The organism is Paenarthrobacter sp. 10L420 (genome assembly GCF_056395385.1).
In genome coordinates, this window is record NZ_JBFTJK010000004.1 from 68507 (window position 1) to 84318 (window position 15812).

Sequence of the window (15812 nt, forward strand, 5' to 3'; positions counted from 1 at the left end):
GCCGATGTGCCTACTGCGGCCCTTCAAGACGTCAATCTTGAGATCTGTGAGGGTGAATTCGTTGCGATCATTGGTCCCTCAGGATCCGGCAAATCAACGCTACTGAACATTCTTGGACTGTTGGACCGTGCATCAGAAGGCACGTACTCGATCAACGGTGCAGACGTATCACTGATGGCCGAGAAGCAGCGTGACTGGTTGCGATCGCGGATGTTTGGGTTTGTCTTCCAAGCCTCGCACGTGATCTTGGATGAATCGTCCGCACGGAACGCAGCGCTCGGCCTTCGTGTGCAAGGTGTCCGCCACCTGGACCGGGAGTTGGAAGTAACGCAGGCCCTGCTGCGCGTTGGGTTGCTGCACAGGACAAGCGTGCTCGGCAAGAACCTCTCTGGAGGGGAGAGGCAACGTCTTGCCTTGGCTCGTGCTCTCGCGACCAAGCCCAGGATCCTGTTCGCAGACGAACCCACAGGCAACCTGGACAGTGTCAATACCCAGAGCGTCATCGCGGATCTCAAGGCGTTGAATCGAACCGGGGTGACAGTCGTCGTCATTACGCATGATCCGATCGTCGCCGCCGCAGCAGCCCGCCGGATCGTCATCGACGACGGACGACTGGCAAAGCCCGACGCGCCGGGTTCCCCTGCCTCGACAGCTGTTCACGAGCCCATGGTTGGGCGCCCGGATCCAACTGAAGTTTTCTCCCCAGCCCCACTGGGGAGACGGCTCAATCTCTTGATGGATGACGTCTATGATGCATTGGCATCCCTTACCTCCAGGGCAGGCAAGGCACTGCTGCTCATTCTGGCGTTCATGCTGGGATCGGGCGGACTGGTTGCCTCAGTAGGCCTTAGCCAAAGTGCCTCCGCGCAGGTTTCCGAGCGCTTGGCCGAAGCCGCATTGGATGAAGTGCAAGCCTCAAGAAGCCCATCTGGGGTCCAACCCACGAACGCTGACATCGCAGCCTTGCGAGGTCAGAAGAGGAAAATAGAGAATCTTCACGGAGTGGTCGCGGTTGGTTTGCGAGTGGAGTTGGCGACTTCTGAATTTCGGCCCACACGCTTTCAGCCAAATAGGGGAATCCAGGAGGACGACTTCGCAGGGTCACTCCTGGCCGTGGACTCGACGTTCCTCGACATTAGCCAGGCCGTAGTTGAGCCTGCTTCTGCGTTATCTCTTCTGGACAATTCCTTCGGAAAGCCCGTAGCAATATTGGGACAAGATACGGCCGTCCGTTTAGGGATTCCTTCTGCGGGTCCGGGCCAGAAAATTTGGATCGGTGGGCAGTCCGTTCCAGTCGTGGGCATACTGCGCCAAGCCGGAAGGAACCCGGTTCTCGCAGACAGCATCATCCTGGGGATCAGCGCCTACCCATCCGCTGCTTCTGACAACCCTGTATTTGTGATCCGCACTCTCCCTGGATTTCCAGCACCATTGGCCGACGTGATTCCTTTGGCCCTCGACGCAGCTCATCCGGAGCACTTCACCGTCAACACGGTGGCAGACCTTCGTTCGCTCCGCAAAGGAGTCAACAACGACCTGGGCGTGTTGATCAGTGTCATCTCGTGGGTGTTGCTGGCACTCGCCTGTCTTAGCGCTGCTACGTCGATGTATCTGACTGTGCAAACGCGAAGATCGGAGATCGCTCTGCGGAGAGCCCTCGGTACGAGTCGCTTCAGCATTGGCCGGATGTTTATCTTTGAGGGTTTGCTGGTGGGATTGGGCGGTGGACTGGCTGGCGGAACGGTCGGAGTGCTGGGAGTTCTGACCTTTTGCCTGGGCCAAGGGTGGACACCGGTTCTGGGGCCTGAATCAGTGTGGACCGGAGTTGCCGCTGGCGCAGCTACTGGTGTTCTTTCAGCGTTGTATCCAGCCATTGCGGCGTCCAAAGCGGATCCGGCTCAGGCTATTCGCGCCTAGTTCGAGCGGGCAACTCACCCAGAGTCGGGCTATTTTCCTCGGCCCGATAGACTTGAGGCTGCATGTCCGCATGCGCACCCAGCTTTTGAACACTGCACCAAACCCCTGAGATTGGACACGGCCACCTTGCGAGAATTTACCGCCCGCTTTGCCACCGCCGAGGAAATCGATAACTGGGACAAGCACGTCACAGCCAACCCCAATGGCGGCAACATGCTGCAGTCGGACGCCTATGCGGCAGTCAAGGATGGCAACGGCTGGTTGGTCCGCCGGCTCGTCATTGAGGCCGCTGACTACGCCAGCTACAACCTCCTTCTTGAAAAGAAGTTCCCCGTCCTTGGCCGGCTCTGGTACCTCATCAAGGGACCGGACGCAGCCGAGGTAAGCGACATCAAGCCTATGCTGAACGCCCTCGTCGCCTTGGCGAAGGAACAGAAGATGAACGTCTTCACCATCAAGATAGAGCCCGACGTCGTGGAGTCACCTGAGGTGTCCGGCCAGCTGAAGGCGGCTGGCTTGGTTAAGGCCCCGAACATCCAATCCAACGATTCCACCGCACTCCTGGACATCTCCGCGCCCGCCAATGAAGTGCTGCGGGGCATTTCATCGCGGGCCCGCAACGCTGTCCGCAGGGCAGAACGTGAAGGATGCGAGGTCCTCCCAGCCGAGCCCGGCGAGGAGACCTATCGCAAGCTCTACGCACTGATGCAAGACACAGTGAACGCCAAGGGTGCCATGCCATTGCGGAGCTACGAGTACTACTCCCGTTTCTGGCACGAATTCTGCAGCCGTGGCCAGGGTCACTTCTTCTTTGTCTACGAGGACGGTGCACCCAGCGTCGGTGCTTTTGTTATCAACTATGGCTCCAAGGCAACCTACAAGGATGGCGGTTCCACCCAGAACCGCAAGCAGTACGGTGACTCGCATTTGGTCCAGTGGGCGGCTATCCAGCGGATGCAGGATCTGGGCTGCGTTGAGTACGATTTCTGCGGCACGCCGCCGGCCGCCCGGATCAAGGACAAGACCCACCCGCTGTTCGGCATGGGTTTGTTCAAAACGAGTTTCACCAAGACGGTTACGGACTTCGTGGGTTGCTACGACCTCGTCCTCGGACCTATCCGCCATAAGCTCTGGCTCAAGGGAGCAGAGCGCGTCTTCCGCCGACTGGAAACTATGCGCACAGGCGGACAGTTCTACTAAAGAACCGGCACCAACCCAACACTTCAGGCCCGCCCCGGCCACCAACGGGTGCAAATCTATCTAGGTGAGGTAATTTCTTTGACTCCGATTGAGGCTGGAACCGGCATGGAATTCGTGATTCTCAGTGACGCTGATTTCGAGACATTCGCCAAGGGGCACCCACAAGGCAGCTTCATCCAGTCCGTGGACCTGGCGCGTTTCCAACGTGCCCGCGGCCAGGAAGTGGAGCTCTTTGGCGTGACCCGCGGTGGCAGCCTGATCGCTGCCGGAAAGCTCGTCTATACCACCAATCGCTTTGGCTACAAGGTCTGCGACTGCGCAAAGGGACCACTGCTGGACCACAACGACGCCGAAGCGGTGCGGTTCGTCGTCGAGCAGTTGAAGAAGCACGCGGCCTCGAAGAAGGCTGCTGAGCTGCGCATCTCACCGAACGTCAAGTACATCGCCCGTGACGAGGACGGCGCCGAGCACCCGGAGGTTGAGGACAACCGTCCGCTGCTGAAGGAGCTGGCAGGGTTGGGCTTCAAGCACCAGGGCTTTGACATGAATTTCGCGAACATCAACTGGATGTTCGTCAAGAAGCTGGACGGAATCGCCGATTCCGAAGAGCTCATTATGGGCATGAACTACCGCACGCGCAAGGCCATCCGGAAGGCCGAAAAGAACGGCGTTTACCTGGAACAGGCCACGCTGGAAACCCTGGACGACTTCTACAACGCGCTGAGCACTGCCGGCGACGAAAAGGGTTTCACCTACCGCGAGCGTGAGTACTACGAGCAACTGCTCCGCAATACCTCGGATGAGTTCACCAAGCTCATGATGGCCAAGATCAACATCCCCGAATACCGGGCCTCCATCACAGAGCGCCTGGATGCGGAGTCCAAGACACTCGCGGACCTCAAGCGCGACGTCGAGGAAACCGGGAGCAAGAAGAAGGCCAACCGCATCAAGGTGGTCCAGGACCTCGTGGACAGTTACGAGCGTAGCCTCAAGGACATTGAACGGTTCCCCGACTCGGTTGGCGTGGCTACGGTTGCGGCGATCCACTTCGCTTGCTCCGGCGATGAAATCGTGTGCGTGATCGGCGGGACTGTCCAGGACTACATCTACTTCAACGGAGCCACGTCGCTGTACTGGGGCATGCTGTTGCACGCTCTGAACAACGGCTACTCGCGTTATAACTTCTACGGCACCTTCGGCATCCAGGGCCAGGACGAAACCGGTCACGGCGGCTACGAATTCAAGAAGGGCTTCGGCGGCGAGGTGGTCCAGCTGGTTGGCGACTTCGTGACACCGGTGAACCTGCCGGTCTTCACCGCTTACCGGGCGGTCAGGAAGCTCGCAGATGCCGCCAAGACGATACTGGCAAAATTGCCGGAGCCCGGAAACCTGCTGAGGAAATTCCCGGGGAAGAACTAATCAACCAAAGCCAAGGGAGGAACACTGCGTGACTGAACGCCCTGAGGGCTCCGGCGGCAGGCCTCACACTGACGGCTTGCCCAAGACCCAGCCGTTGCGGCCATCGCAAATCCGGCAGAACGCCAATGCCAAGCGCATGCTGATGCGCTTGGTTCAAGGCGATAGCCCGCCCACTGCCCCCATGAACATCGTGGACCGGCTCGCGGGCAGTCCCTACGCCAACCCGACTATCCAGGTTGTTGGTGTCGACGCCTCAGCGCGTAAGACGATCGACTTCGCCCTGCATCTGGCCGAAGTCATGTTCCGATACGGTGCAGGCGCCCTTGAAGTTGAGACAAGCATGATTGCCGTTACCGCGGCCCTTGGCTTGAAGAACGTTGAAGTGGACATCACCAACCAGTCGGTAGCCATCAACTATGCGCCAAAGGACCAGACCCCCATCACGTTGTTGCGTGTGGTGCGCTCGTGGACCAATAACTACGCCGGCCTCGCGCAGGTGCATCAACTGGTCACGGACATCGTGGCCGGGGGAGTGGGCCGCGACGAAGCCGTCCGTCGATTGAATGACATCGTCCGCAGCGCCAAGCCCTTCCCTCGCTGGATGGTTACGGTTGCCTTTGCCGTGTTCGCGGCGGTGTTCGTGGGCGTCCTGGGTGGTGGTCCCGGCGCTTCAGCCCTGGCTTTTGGCTCCAACTTGCTGATCAGTTTGGTTGCGCGGCAACTGAGCCGGTGGCGGACGCCCGACTTCTTCATCACCATGGCTTGCTCGTTCCTGGTCACGTTTGTCGCCCTGATGCTGCGTTGGGCGGGTGCGGACATCGCTCCGTCCATTGTGGTTGCCGGCGGGATCCTGTTGTTGCTTCCAACGGGCAGGCTTGTATCTTCCGTGCAGGACGCCATCAACGGCTTCCCGGTCACCGCGGCCGGACGATTCCTCTCCACGCTGCTCACCTTCGGCGCGATCGTCGCTGGTATCGCCGTCGCCGTCGTCGTCGGGACCCTCATGGGCAGCGAAGTCCTGGACGTCACCAAAACATTCCCCGATGCGTATCCTTTGTGGGGCCAAGCCATTCTGATCGCCATCGCCGTAGTGGCTATCGGCGTCACCGAGCAGACACAGATGCGCCTGTTACTCCCGACGGCGGCAGTCGGCTTGGTCGGCTTCTTCGTGTTGTGGGGGGCTACCACTGCCGGGTTCGGCGACCGCTTGTCGCCGGCAGTATCGGCTGTGGCCATCGGCCTGTTGGCTCGGGTAGTGGCACTGAAACTTGGCGCTCCCCAGCTTGTAGTGGCTGTTCCGGCCGCGCTCATCCTGCTCCCCGGCCTGACCATATTCCGTTCAATGTATGTATTGACCATTGAGGAAGCGGACATTGTTCAGGGCGCCGGAGGCATGCTGAATGCAGGCGCGATCGTCCTGGGAGTGGCAGCAGGAATCGTCCTCGGTGACAACCTGGCCAGGCCGCTCACGAAGGGCCTATCCAGCAACGAGCGCCGCAGGGTACGGCGCCGCTAGATCTGCGCTGGCCGCTGGATCTGACTAAATCTGTCCTACGGGAAGCTTCTTCTCGGCCTGGAAAACTTCCTCTACCCGGCCCTGAGCCCAGTAACCGGAGAGCGAAACCTGCGAACGCTCCAGGCCGCGCTCGGCGAAGAAGATCTGCCGCAGGCCCTTCATGTAGCCTCTTTCGCCGTGTGCAAAGACATCAACCCGGCCGGGGAGCCACTGCATTTCACGAAGCGCCTCAAGCAGCAGCTCGCTTGATCCGGCAGGCACTCCGTTGCGCTGCAGCCAGTGGAGTTTCAGGCCAGCAGGAGCAGAGATAGGCAGGATGTCCTCGGCGCTGTCCACCTCAAGGAACGCAAATCCGCGGGCTTCCGGGGCGAGCGCCTCTATGCAGGCTGCGATGGCTGGAATCGCGGCGTCATCGCCGGCGAAGAGGTGCCAATCGGCGTCGGGCGCAGGATTGTAGGCGCCGCCGGGCCCGGTAAAAATCAGAGTGTCCCCAGGTTCCGCTGCCGCTGCCCAAGGCCCTGCCAGGCCCTCGTCGCCATGGACTACGAAGTCAATCGCCAGTTCCCGTTCTTCCAGGTTCACCCAGCGAATGGTGTAAGTCCGGGTGTGCGGCCATTGCTCACGTGGCATCGTCTCGCGGATGGCCCACAGGTCCAGCGGAAGTTGATAATCAACGCCGGGCTGGGGAAAAACGATCTTGACGTACCGGTCCACGTATTCGTTGTTCACGTAGTCGCTGAACCCTGGCCCGCCGGCGACGATCCGCACCATGTGAGGTGAGAGCCATTCTTTGCGCTGGACCCTCAGGTTGACCTGCGGGCGTGTGGTCCGGGTGGCGGACGAAGAAACGGGGAGAGCAGCCATATAGGCAAGCCTAAGCTAATTCGTGGGGTGCCAGTTGGGTATGAGTCGAAGGTTACAAGATGGGTAGTTCCCAATCGACGGGCTCTGCGCCCTGTGACGCCAACAGCTGGTTGGTTCGGCTGAACGGCTTGGAACCAAAGAAACCACGTGATGCCGAAAGGGGACTCGGGTGCACCGAAGTGATTGCCGGTGTGCCATCCAGCAGCGGCAGGACCGCTTCGGCGTCCTTCCCCCACAGAATCGCGACCAGGGGACTCCGGCGTCCCGCGCCGTCGGTGCGATGGGCTACCGCACTGACAGCCGCCGTCGTGATGGCCTCCCAGCCTTTGCCGCGGTGTGAGCCAGCGCTTCCGGCTGCGACACTAAGGACACGGTTCAGCAGCAGGACGCCTTGGTCCGTCCAGGCCGTGAGGTCGCCATGGATGCGCGGCGGGAGCCCGAGGTCGTCGTGGAGTTCACGATAAATATTTGCCAGGCTCCGGGGGATCGGCCGCGTATGCCGCGAAACGGCAAAGGAAAGCCCGACGGCGTGTCCCGGGGTTGGGTACGGATCCTGGCCAAGGATGAGTACTTTGACGTCAGCCAATGGTCGGCGGAAAGCCCGGAGAAGGTTGGTAGCTGCAGGAAGGACGTGGATCCCTTGGGCAGCCTGACCCGCAACAAAGGCCAAAGCCTCACGGAGTTGGCCTTCCACGGGTCGCAACGCGTCCGCCCAATCAGCGGCCATCAGCTCTTCCAAGGGTCGGTCAATAAGCTCGTCGAAGCCTGGATCGGCAACGCCGGCGGGTTCCAGGTCAAACAGTGCATCCTCACCAGTCACCCTGTCATTGTCTCCTCCATGGCATCGGCGGTGCGAATGACAGCGTTGTTATTCGCCCGTAACATGGGGGTAGGACATTTTCCCCCAACCAGCGTCAAGGAGTGTGCCGTGGCTGAACCAGCACCGGAACCAATGGCGCCGCAGTCTACCGGTTTGGCACTTGAAGACCTGGCAGCCGAGACCCGCAGCGACTCACCTCTAAGTGACCGAGATCAGCAAATGTTGGCCTTGGAACGGCAATGGTGGAAGTACGCCGGCGCCAAGGAACAGGCGATCCGTGAGCTCTTCAATCTCTCCGCCACGCACTATTACCAGATCCTGAACGCACTTATCGATACCGAAGATGCGTTGGCCCACGATCCCATGCTGGTGAAGAGATTGCGTAGACTACGTACGTCGCGCCAACGTGCGCGGACAGCGCGCCGTTTGGGGTCCGACGCGTAAATCGCCCGGCTGATAGTCAGCAGCAACCAGCAAGGACAAGGCTTCACCATGACCAAATTTGCCAAGGATGAATTCGACCGGGTCCCACAGAACAGCTCCCGGCAGGGTGTGCACCGTGACGCCCAAGAGACAGTCCGCCCCAATTTGTGGCCGGTCCTGACCCTAGGAGCCGTGGCCCTTGTGCTGGGACTCGTCGCTTTCCTGATACTTCCGCGGCTCGGCCTGGTGGCCCCCAGCGCGTCCACAAGCGTTTCGACTCCGGCGCCTCAGCAGAGCGAAACCTCCCCTTCTGCTGCTCCTACCGAATCAAGCAACGCACCCATCGCTTCCGGCGAGCCGAGCCCGGGAACCACGCCTTCAGGCGAAGCTTCGGCAACTCCTTCTGCTGCGCCGGTGGACAAGTCCGTTGCAGTGGCTGTCTACAACGGCACGGCTACGGCTGGGCTTGCCAGTCGCGTCGCGGGCCTGGTCCAAGGCGATGGTTGGGCTTTGGGATCTGTGGGGAACTGGGGCGGCCTGCCGCAACAGTCTTCCGTGGTCTTTTACAACGTCCCTGGACAGAAGGCGAATGCAGAAGCACTGGGCAAACTCCTCGGTATCACCGCGGTTGTTGAGTCTCCTGAAATACAGCAGCCTCTAGTGGTTGTTGTGGGACCTGGCTACCGGTAATTTCGCTGAATCCCGCCCGTTTTTCTGTGGTTTCAGCCTCGAAAGCTACAACTCGGTTAAGCCTCAATAACAAAAGTCATGGTCGGCCCCTCGGCAGGAGCGCGCGGATAGTGACTGTGGTTACAGTGGATTGATTCCGGTCCGGAGATCCCGGCAACCGGTCTTGGCTACTGTGAAAGTGTGGGCATCATGGCTTTGGGAACCGTCAAATGGTTCAATGCCGAAAAAGGGTACGGCTTCATCACTGTGGATGACTCCGGCGACGACGTCTTCGTGCACTGGTCCGCTATTCAGATGGAAGGCTTCCGTGCCCTCGAGGAAGGCCAGCGGGTGGAGTTCGAATTAGGCGAAGGCCAGAAGGGTCCGCAGGCCGAAAGCGTCCGCGTTGCATAGTCCCTTTGGCCGTCACGTCAGCTAACGGCTGAAACCCCTTTGTTTATAGCGCAAAGTGGCGCTTCTGCTTGCACTCTCCCCGGTCGAGTGCTAATTATTGATTTAGCACTCCTACGCTTCGACTGCTAACTCCGGCCCGGCCTACGCCGGCGGCGGATGGCTCTCGGAACGTCAGGGGGATCAAGAAACACCTTGGTGGGGTGAGGTCCGGAGCGCGGGGCATACAGAGGCCGCAAGCAAAGGACCGTCCGTCGCGGGCACCCCATCTGACAGGTTCCTTCTTAACGACTGTCCCGAAAGGACTACCGCCGTTATGGCCAAGATCATTGCATTTGATGAAGAGGCACGCCGCGGCCTCGAGCGGGGCCTGAACATCCTCGCCGACGCCGTCAAGGTCACCCTCGGCCCGCGTGGACGCAACGTCGTCCTCGAAAAGAAGTGGGGCGCCCCCACGATCACCAACGATGGTGTTTCCATCGCCAAGGAGATCGAGCTGGACGACCCTTACGAGAAGATCGGCGCTGAGCTGGTCAAGGAAGTTGCCAAGAAGACGGATGACGTCGCTGGCGACGGTACCACCACCGCTACGGTTCTCGCCCAGGCACTGGTCAAGGAAGGCCTGCGCAACGTTGCCGCCGGCGCCGACCCCCTGTCCCTGAAGCGCGGTATCGAGAAGGCTGTTGAGGCAGTCATCAAAGAACTGCTCGCCTCTGCCAAGGAAATCGAAACCAAGGAAGAGATCGCGGCCACGGCTTCCATCTCCGCCGGTGACCCGGAAATCGGCAGCCTCATTGCCGAAGCCCTGGACAAGGTGGGCAAGGAAGGCGTCATCACGGTCGAAGAGTCCAACACCTTCGGCCTGGAGCTCGAACTCACCGAAGGCATGCGCTTCGACAAGGGTTACATCTCCGCTTACTTCGTCACCGACGCTGAGCGCCAGGAAACGGTCCTCGAAGACCCGTACATCCTGATCGTGAACTCCAAGATCTCCAACGTGAAGGAACTCGTCACGGTTCTGGAGAAGGTCATGCAGTCCAACAAGCCGCTGCTGATCATCGCCGAAGACATCGAGGGCGAGGCTCTGGCCACCCTGATCGTCAACAAGATCCGTGGCACGTTCAAGTCTGTTGCCGTCAAGGCTCCGGGCTTCGGTGACCGCCGCAAGGCCCAGCTCGCCGACATCGCCATCCTCACCGGTGGCCAGGTCATCTCCGAAGAAGTTGGCCTCAAGCTCGAAAACGCTGGCCTGGAACTCCTCGGCACCGCCCGCAAGGTCGTTGTCACCAAGGACGAGACCACCATCGTTGAAGGTGCCGGCGACGCCGAGCAGATCGCTGGCCGTGTTGCCCAGATCCGCGCCGAGATCGAAAACTCCGATTCCGACTACGACCGCGAGAAGCTGCAGGAACGCCTGGCCAAGCTGGCCGGTGGCGTTGCAGTCATCAAGGCCGGCGCCGCAACCGAGGTTGAGCTCAAGGAACGCAAGCACCGCATTGAGGACGCAGTCCGCAACGCCAAGGCTGCCGTTGAAGAAGGTATCGTCGCCGGTGGTGGCGTTGCCCTCATCCAGGCTGGTGCCAAGGCATTCGCCAACCTCACCCTCCAGGGTGACGAAGCAACTGGTGCCAACATCGTCAAGGTTGCCATCGACGCTCCGCTGAAGCAGATCGCCTTCAACGCTGGCCTCGAGCCGGGCGTTGTTGCTGACAAGGTTCGCGGCCTGCCTTCCGGCCACGGCCTGAACGCTGCCACGGGTGTCTACGAAGACCTGCTGGCTGCCGGCGTCAACGACCCCGTAAAGGTCACCCGCTCGGCTCTCCAGAACGCTGCTTCCATCGCTGGTCTCTTCCTGACCACCGAGGCTGTAGTTGCCGACAAGCCTGAGAAGAACGCTCCGGCTGCCGGTGGCGACGACATGGGCGGCATGGGCGGCTTCTAAGCCTCCTAAGCTGTAGCGTCACGCTTCAGAGCAAACGACGGCGGTTCTCACCATTTGGTGGGGGCCGCCGTCTTGCTGTATCGCCCAAGTAAGTCGCAGCACATCTCGTTCTGAATGCTCAAAACGACATGTGCTGCTACATAGATGGGTGCTAGCACGCTTTCAGTGTCTGTGTGGTCTGGCAGGATTGAAGGCATGACGATTATTGCTGCCGCCGATGGCTCTGCCCTCGGCAATCCTGGGCCGGCCGGTTGGGCCTGGTATGTTGACGACTCCTGTTGGCGCGCAGGAGGCTGGCCCCACGGCACCAACAACATGGGCGAGCTCATGGCTGTCCTGGACCTGTTCCGTTCCACTGCCCACGTACCGCAAGAAGAACTGCTGATCCTTTGCGACAGCCAGTACGTCATCAACTGCATCACCAAGTGGATGCCCGGGTGGAAGCGGAAAGGCTGGCGCAAGGCTGACGGAAAGCCCGTCCTGAACGTTGACCTCCTGAAGGACATCGACCAAGCAATCGTCGGGCGCAAATACACATTTGAATGGGTCAAGGGCCACGCCGGCCACGACCTCAATGAGGCCGCAGACGAGCGCGCACGCGCCGTAGCCACCGCCTTCCAGCAGGGCACCGCAGCTCCAATCGGACCGGGCTTTACAGGCTCCGACGAGGCCCTCGCCGCGCCTCTTCCTGTTCCGGCCAGAGCCGGGCGCAGCTTCCAAGCCCACTCGGAACCCACGTTGTTTGGGGAGTCGGGTATCTTCGGTCAGCCGGATCTTTTCAGCGAACTGGAAGAGGATGCGTCCGCCCAGCAGTTGCCCGCAGAGGAAATCGTGGTTGCCTTGGAGCGCGAGCTCCTGCGCCCGGATGTACGGACCGACATCGGCAGGATTGGAGTATTGCTTCATCCTGACTTTGCCGAGATTGGCAGCTCGGGTCGCTTCTGGACCCGGGACGCCATGATGGTCGCCCTTGAGGAGGACCCCGGCGAACCCATTGAACTGGAAGTTCTTAGCGCCGATCGCCTGAGCGAGAACACTATCCTGCTGAACTACCGCAGCTTCGCGCATTCGGGTTCGGCCCTCCGCAGTTCCGTTTGGCTTCTGGACCGAGGCCAGTGGCGGCTCCGATTCCACCAGGGCACCCCCGAAAACTGACCCAACGGAAACACTGCACATCAATTCACAGCAGGAAACAGAAAGCTTGGTGACCTGCGGGGCGGCTGCACAGGGGGAAGACAGCCGGCCCCGCAGGAGCTTATGTGAAGCAGGACCTCGAATGTGCCTTGAGCGTGCAGCCCCTAGTAGGCGAACCGCTGGGTGTTGCCCTGCTCCACTTCGAGGTAGCTTGCTGCGGCCGACGCTAAAGCCATGTTGATGGAAGCCAGCGAGGCCTCGACCTTGTTTTGCGTCAGGGACCATTCAAGGACAAGCGACTGGAAGTTGGTGGCGGCTGAGCCTCTCCACGTGGCTTGAAGCTCGTCCAGTCCGTGTTTCATGGCTTGCACGTCCGTGCTGATGCGGTCAACGGTTGCTTTGACGTTGGACGACTTGAGCTGAAGGAGCTCTGTGTCGACGGAAATGACGCTCATGGGTGATGCCTTTCGACGATGATGTTCCGCTGAACGCGGCGGTGTGCGTGGCCACAACATTGAGCCTAGGCAGCTGCCTGGGGCCCGGGAACAACCATTCGTCGCTATGTGGATAACAGCTCTCTTGAAGAGCCGTTGCCTGGGTAATGCCGCCATGGATGACACCAGCGTTACTGGGATATCAGCTCCGCGGGCTCCTCGCGGAACGGGAGGCTGACCACCAAAGTTGCGCCGCCGCCGTCGGTCTCTTTCACCCGGACGCTGCCTCCATGCGAGCCAACGATGGCAGCCACAATGGCCAGACCGAGGCCACTGCCGCCTGTCTCGCGGGTGCGTGAGGTATCGGCCCGGTAGAAGCGTTCAAAGATTTTGTTGGTCTCGGCATCTGGAATGCCGGCTCCGTGATCTCGGATTTCGATGACCGAGAAGGCGCCTTCAGGAGTGGTCCGAACACCAACTGCGAGTTCTATAGGGGTGCCCTCTGGCGTGTAGCGCAGGGCGTTGCCCACGAGGTTGCCGATGACCTGCCGGAGCTTTGCCTCATCGCCCTGGACCGGGGCTGGCGTCGGGGAGGATCCATCGAGTCCGATGAGCGTGATGTTCCGGTTGCCGGACGAGGCTTTGGTATCCACCACGGCGTCGTGCGCCAACAACTGCAGGTCCACCGGCTTGAGTTGCAACGGCCGTTGCTCGTCCAGCCGGGCCAAGAGGAGGAGGTCCTCCACCATGGAACCCATGCGTTTGGCTTCACTTTCGATTCTGCCCATGGCCGTGGCGACGTCTTCGGGGGTGGCCAGCGCGCCGTGGCGGTAAAGCTCTGAGAAACCTCGAATGGTGACCAATGGAGTCCGGAGTTCATGGGAAGCATCGGCGGCGAAGCGGCGCATCCGGGCTTCAGACGCGGCGCGCGCCGCGAAGGAAGCCTCGATGTGGGCCAACATTGCGTTCAACGAAGCGCCAAGCCGACCCACCTCTGTATGGGGGTTGTCGATTTCCACGCGTCGGGAGAGGTCACCTGCCGCGATGGCTGCTGCTGTCTTCTCCACGCGCGCCAGGGGCCTGAAGGATCGCGCCACAGTCCATGTAGCGATGAAGAACGCCAGAACCAGGGTCAGCAGGCCAACGCCCACCACTACAAGTACGGCGTGTTCCATGACTTTGTCCACGGGCGTCAGCGGCAGGCCGATAATCACCACGCCGTTCTGACCGTTGGCAACGACGCCCACGGCAACGACACGCCAGTTGCTACCGGCGGTGCCACTCACTTGGAACGGGGCATTGCCGCGTGCCTTGGCCTCGGCAGGAGTGATGTTGGCGATCGCCGGACGGTCACTTTGCATGCCACCGAACTGGTACGGCGAAAGCCCCGGAACATACAGGGTCAGCGAATAATCAGTGGGCACGGCGGGGTTCGGCTCGGAGAGCTTGTCGAATGACTGCTGGTCCTGTGCCAGCGCGACGGCGGCCTTGAGTTTGTCATCTACCTGGCCTTGCAGGTAGCTCTTGACGAGCGTCAGCGTGCCGGCTCCCGTCGCGGCCAGAGCGAGGAGGAGCAGCCCCATGATGATGGCGACCAGCTGCGACCTCAGGGACGCCGATTTCCAGCGTTGCAGCAAGGTCAGCGCTTCTCTGCCGTTCGCAGCACGTAGCCCACTCCGCGCTTGGTTTGGATGAGGGCTGCGGCATCGGGGTCGATGTCCACCTTGCGGCGTAGATAGGAGATGTACGACTCAACGATGGAGGCGTCGCCATTGAAGTCGTATTCCCAAACGTGGTCCAGGATCTGTGCCTTGGAGAGAACGCGGTTGGGGTTCAGCATGAGGTAGCGCAGGAGCTTGAACTCAGTGGGGGACAGCTCAATGACTGTGCCACCGCGTCGGACCTCATGGGCGTCGTCGTCGAGTTCGAGGTCGTCCACGCGGATCACGGCGTCGTCATCCTCAAGGGGCTGGGTCCGGCGCAGTACGGCGCGGATGCGGGCCACGACTTCGTCAAGGCTGAATGGCTTGGTGACGTAGTCGTCGCCACCCACGGTCAGGCCAGTGACCTTGTCCTCGGTGTCGTCCTTCGCCGTGAGGAACAGGACGGGGAAGTGTTTGCCTGCGGCCCGGAGGCGACGCGTCACTGTGAAGCCGTCCATGTCCGGCAGCATGACGTCCAGGACTGCGAGGTCCGGGGAGTTAAGGTCGGCGGCGGCCAGGGCTTCGCGACCATTGGATGCGGCAACGACCTCGAAACCTGCAAACCGCAGGGACGTGGAGAGAAGCTCGCGGATGTTGGGTTCGTCGTCGACGACAAGGAGCTTGGCTTCGGGGCCGTTCTTTTTCATGACACCCATGATGCTCCCAGTTTCTGTGAGTTATCTGGATGCTTGATGTGAGGAGACTGCGTGCCGCCTCAGATTCCCAGGGCCAGTCCTGCGCCGAGGGCTCCCATGGTTACAGCGATCCCGCCGTCCAGGATTCGCCACGACTTGGGCCGCGCAAAGAAGCCGCGCAGGAATCTGGCGCCGAAGCCCAGGGAGCAGAACCAGAGGATGCTGCCCAGCATCGCACCGGCGCCGAACCACCACTGCAACAGAGTGCCTTGGGCACTGGCGAGCGAGCCGATAAGTGCGATGTCCAGGTAGACGTGGGGGTTTAGCCACGTCAACGCCAGTACGGTGGTGAGAACCGCGGCGAGGCCACGTTTGGCGTCGCCGTCGGGAGAGGGCGTCTCGGAAGAAAGGAGCACCTGCGGGCGAAGGGCCCGACGAGCCGCAAGCACCCCATAAGTCACCAGGAACGCCGCCCCCACAAAGCGCAGAACCACGACGGCGGCAGGAGCGGCCGCGATCAGTGCACCCGTGCCAAGTACGCCCGCAGCGATAAGGAGGGCGTCTGAGAGTGCGCACACTGCGACAACCGCGCCTATATGTTTGCCAAGAATTCCTTGCCGAAGGACGAAGGCGTTTTGGGCGCCGATGGCAACGATAAGGCCTAGGCCCGTAGCAAGGCCGAGGCCAGTGGAGTTGAAGATATCAGAGAAAGTCACACTTCCAAA

General features: G+C 60.9%; 15 protein-coding genes. 9 read left to right on the plus strand and 6 right to left on the minus strand.

From position 1 onward, the window contains the following. Positions 1–6 precede the first annotated feature (6 nt). The 4 genes from AC1DD5_RS08720 to AC1DD5_RS08735 all read left to right on the plus strand — a co-directional run bounded on the left by AC1DD5_RS08720 (position 7) and on the right by AC1DD5_RS08735 (position 6052). Entirely contained in the window at positions 7–1917 is a 1911-nt protein-coding gene (locus AC1DD5_RS08720; RefSeq protein WP_477518062.1) for an ABC transporter ATP-binding protein/permease, read from the plus strand. A 111-nt stretch (positions 1918–2028) separates the two neighbouring features. Next, the gene (locus AC1DD5_RS08725) at positions 2029–3117 is read left to right on the plus strand and encodes a lipid II:glycine glycyltransferase FemX (RefSeq protein ID WP_477518063.1); all 1089 of its coding nucleotides are present in this window, start codon (positions 2029–2031) and stop codon (positions 3115–3117) included. Between the two features lie 105 nt (positions 3118–3222). Then, positions 3223–4536: a peptidoglycan bridge formation glycyltransferase FemA/FemB family protein gene (locus AC1DD5_RS08730; protein ID WP_477518064.1), complete on the plus strand. Its 1314-nt coding sequence runs from the start codon at positions 3223–3225 to the stop codon at positions 4534–4536. A gap of 28 nt (positions 4537–4564) precedes the next feature. Further along, a complete protein-coding gene (locus AC1DD5_RS08735) occupies positions 4565–6052 on the plus strand; it encodes a threonine/serine exporter family protein (RefSeq protein WP_477518065.1) in 1488 nt (495 codons plus the stop codon). Positions 6053–6076: 24 nt separating this feature from the next. Here AC1DD5_RS08735 and AC1DD5_RS08740 read toward each other — a convergent pair whose 3' ends face one another. Next, positions 6077–6916, minus strand: a complete 840-nt coding sequence (locus tag AC1DD5_RS08740; protein ID WP_477518066.1) for a siderophore-interacting protein — start codon at positions 6914–6916, stop codon at positions 6077–6079. A gap of 52 nt (positions 6917–6968) precedes the next feature. Then, the gene (locus AC1DD5_RS08745) at positions 6969–7736 is read right to left on the minus strand and encodes a uracil-DNA glycosylase (protein WP_477518067.1); all 768 of its coding nucleotides are present in this window, start codon (positions 7734–7736) and stop codon (positions 6969–6971) included. Between the two features lie 108 nt (positions 7737–7844). Between AC1DD5_RS08745 and AC1DD5_RS08750 the strand changes: the two genes are divergently transcribed. The 5 genes from AC1DD5_RS08750 to AC1DD5_RS08770 all read left to right on the plus strand — a co-directional run bounded on the left by AC1DD5_RS08750 (position 7845) and on the right by AC1DD5_RS08770 (position 12336). Further along, complete coding sequence (locus AC1DD5_RS08750) at positions 7845–8180, plus strand: DUF3263 domain-containing protein (RefSeq protein WP_396133470.1); 336 nt, start codon at positions 7845–7847, stop codon at positions 8178–8180. Between the two features lie 48 nt (positions 8181–8228). Further along, the gene (locus AC1DD5_RS08755; RefSeq protein ID WP_477521145.1) at positions 8229–8849 is read left to right on the plus strand and encodes a LytR C-terminal domain-containing protein; all 621 of its coding nucleotides are present in this window, start codon (positions 8229–8231) and stop codon (positions 8847–8849) included. 189 nt (positions 8850–9038) lie between these two features. Continuing rightward, positions 9039–9242 (plus strand): cold-shock protein, encoded by a 204-nt coding sequence (locus tag AC1DD5_RS08760; RefSeq protein ID WP_216926027.1) that lies wholly within the window; start codon positions 9039–9041, stop codon positions 9240–9242. A 313-nt stretch (positions 9243–9555) separates the two neighbouring features. Then, positions 9556–11181: a chaperonin GroEL gene (gene groL / locus AC1DD5_RS08765; protein ID WP_442005923.1), complete on the plus strand. Its 1626-nt coding sequence runs from the start codon at positions 9556–9558 to the stop codon at positions 11179–11181. 195 nt (positions 11182–11376) lie between these two features. Further along, positions 11377–12336 carry an RNase H family protein gene (locus tag AC1DD5_RS08770; RefSeq protein WP_477521146.1) on the plus strand — a complete coding sequence of 320 codons (960 nt, stop codon included), beginning with the start codon at positions 11377–11379 and terminating at the stop codon, positions 12334–12336. Positions 12337–12479: 143 nt separating this feature from the next. On the opposite strand, the gene AC1DD5_RS08775 is transcribed toward AC1DD5_RS08770, so the two are convergent. The 4 genes from AC1DD5_RS08775 to AC1DD5_RS08790 form a co-directional block, all read right to left on the minus strand. Beyond that, positions 12480–12770 carry a WXG100 family type VII secretion target gene (locus AC1DD5_RS08775; protein ID WP_431118557.1) on the minus strand — a complete coding sequence of 97 codons (291 nt, stop codon included), beginning with the start codon at positions 12768–12770 and terminating at the stop codon, positions 12480–12482. Positions 12771–12940: 170 nt separating this feature from the next. After that, positions 12941–14386, minus strand: a complete 1446-nt coding sequence (locus tag AC1DD5_RS08780; RefSeq protein ID WP_442005925.1) for a sensor histidine kinase — start codon at positions 14384–14386, stop codon at positions 12941–12943. 2 nt (positions 14387–14388) lie between these two features. Continuing rightward, entirely contained in the window at positions 14389–15099 is a 711-nt protein-coding gene (locus tag AC1DD5_RS08785) for a response regulator transcription factor (protein ID WP_477521147.1), read from the minus strand. 68 nt (positions 15100–15167) lie between these two features. Continuing rightward, entirely contained in the window at positions 15168–15803 is a 636-nt protein-coding gene (locus tag AC1DD5_RS08790) for a LysE/ArgO family amino acid transporter (RefSeq protein ID WP_442018456.1), read from the minus strand. Between the last annotated feature and the right edge of the window lie 9 nt (positions 15804–15812).

Coding starts and splice junctions, on each gene's coding strand:
- AC1DD5_RS08740 (WP_477518066.1), bottom strand. CDS start 6,916: ATGGCTGCTCTCCCCGTTTCTTCGTCCGCCACCCGGACCACACGCCCG.
- AC1DD5_RS08760 (WP_216926027.1), top strand. CDS start 9,039: ATGGCTTTGGGAACCGTCAAATGGTTCAATGCCGAAAAAGGGTACGGC.
- AC1DD5_RS08755 (WP_477521145.1), top strand. CDS start 8,229: ATGACCAAATTTGCCAAGGATGAATTCGACCGGGTCCCACAGAACAGC.
- AC1DD5_RS08770 (WP_477521146.1), top strand. CDS start 11,377: ATGACGATTATTGCTGCCGCCGATGGCTCTGCCCTCGGCAATCCTGGG.
- AC1DD5_RS08775 (WP_431118557.1), bottom strand. CDS start 12,770: ATGAGCGTCATTTCCGTCGACACAGAGCTCCTTCAGCTCAAGTCGTCC.
- groL (WP_442005923.1), top strand. CDS start 9,556: ATGGCCAAGATCATTGCATTTGATGAAGAGGCACGCCGCGGCCTCGAG.
- AC1DD5_RS08730 (WP_477518064.1), top strand. CDS start 3,223: ATGGAATTCGTGATTCTCAGTGACGCTGATTTCGAGACATTCGCCAAG.
- AC1DD5_RS08785 (WP_477521147.1), bottom strand. CDS start 15,099: ATGAAAAAGAACGGCCCCGAAGCCAAGCTCCTTGTCGTCGACGACGAA.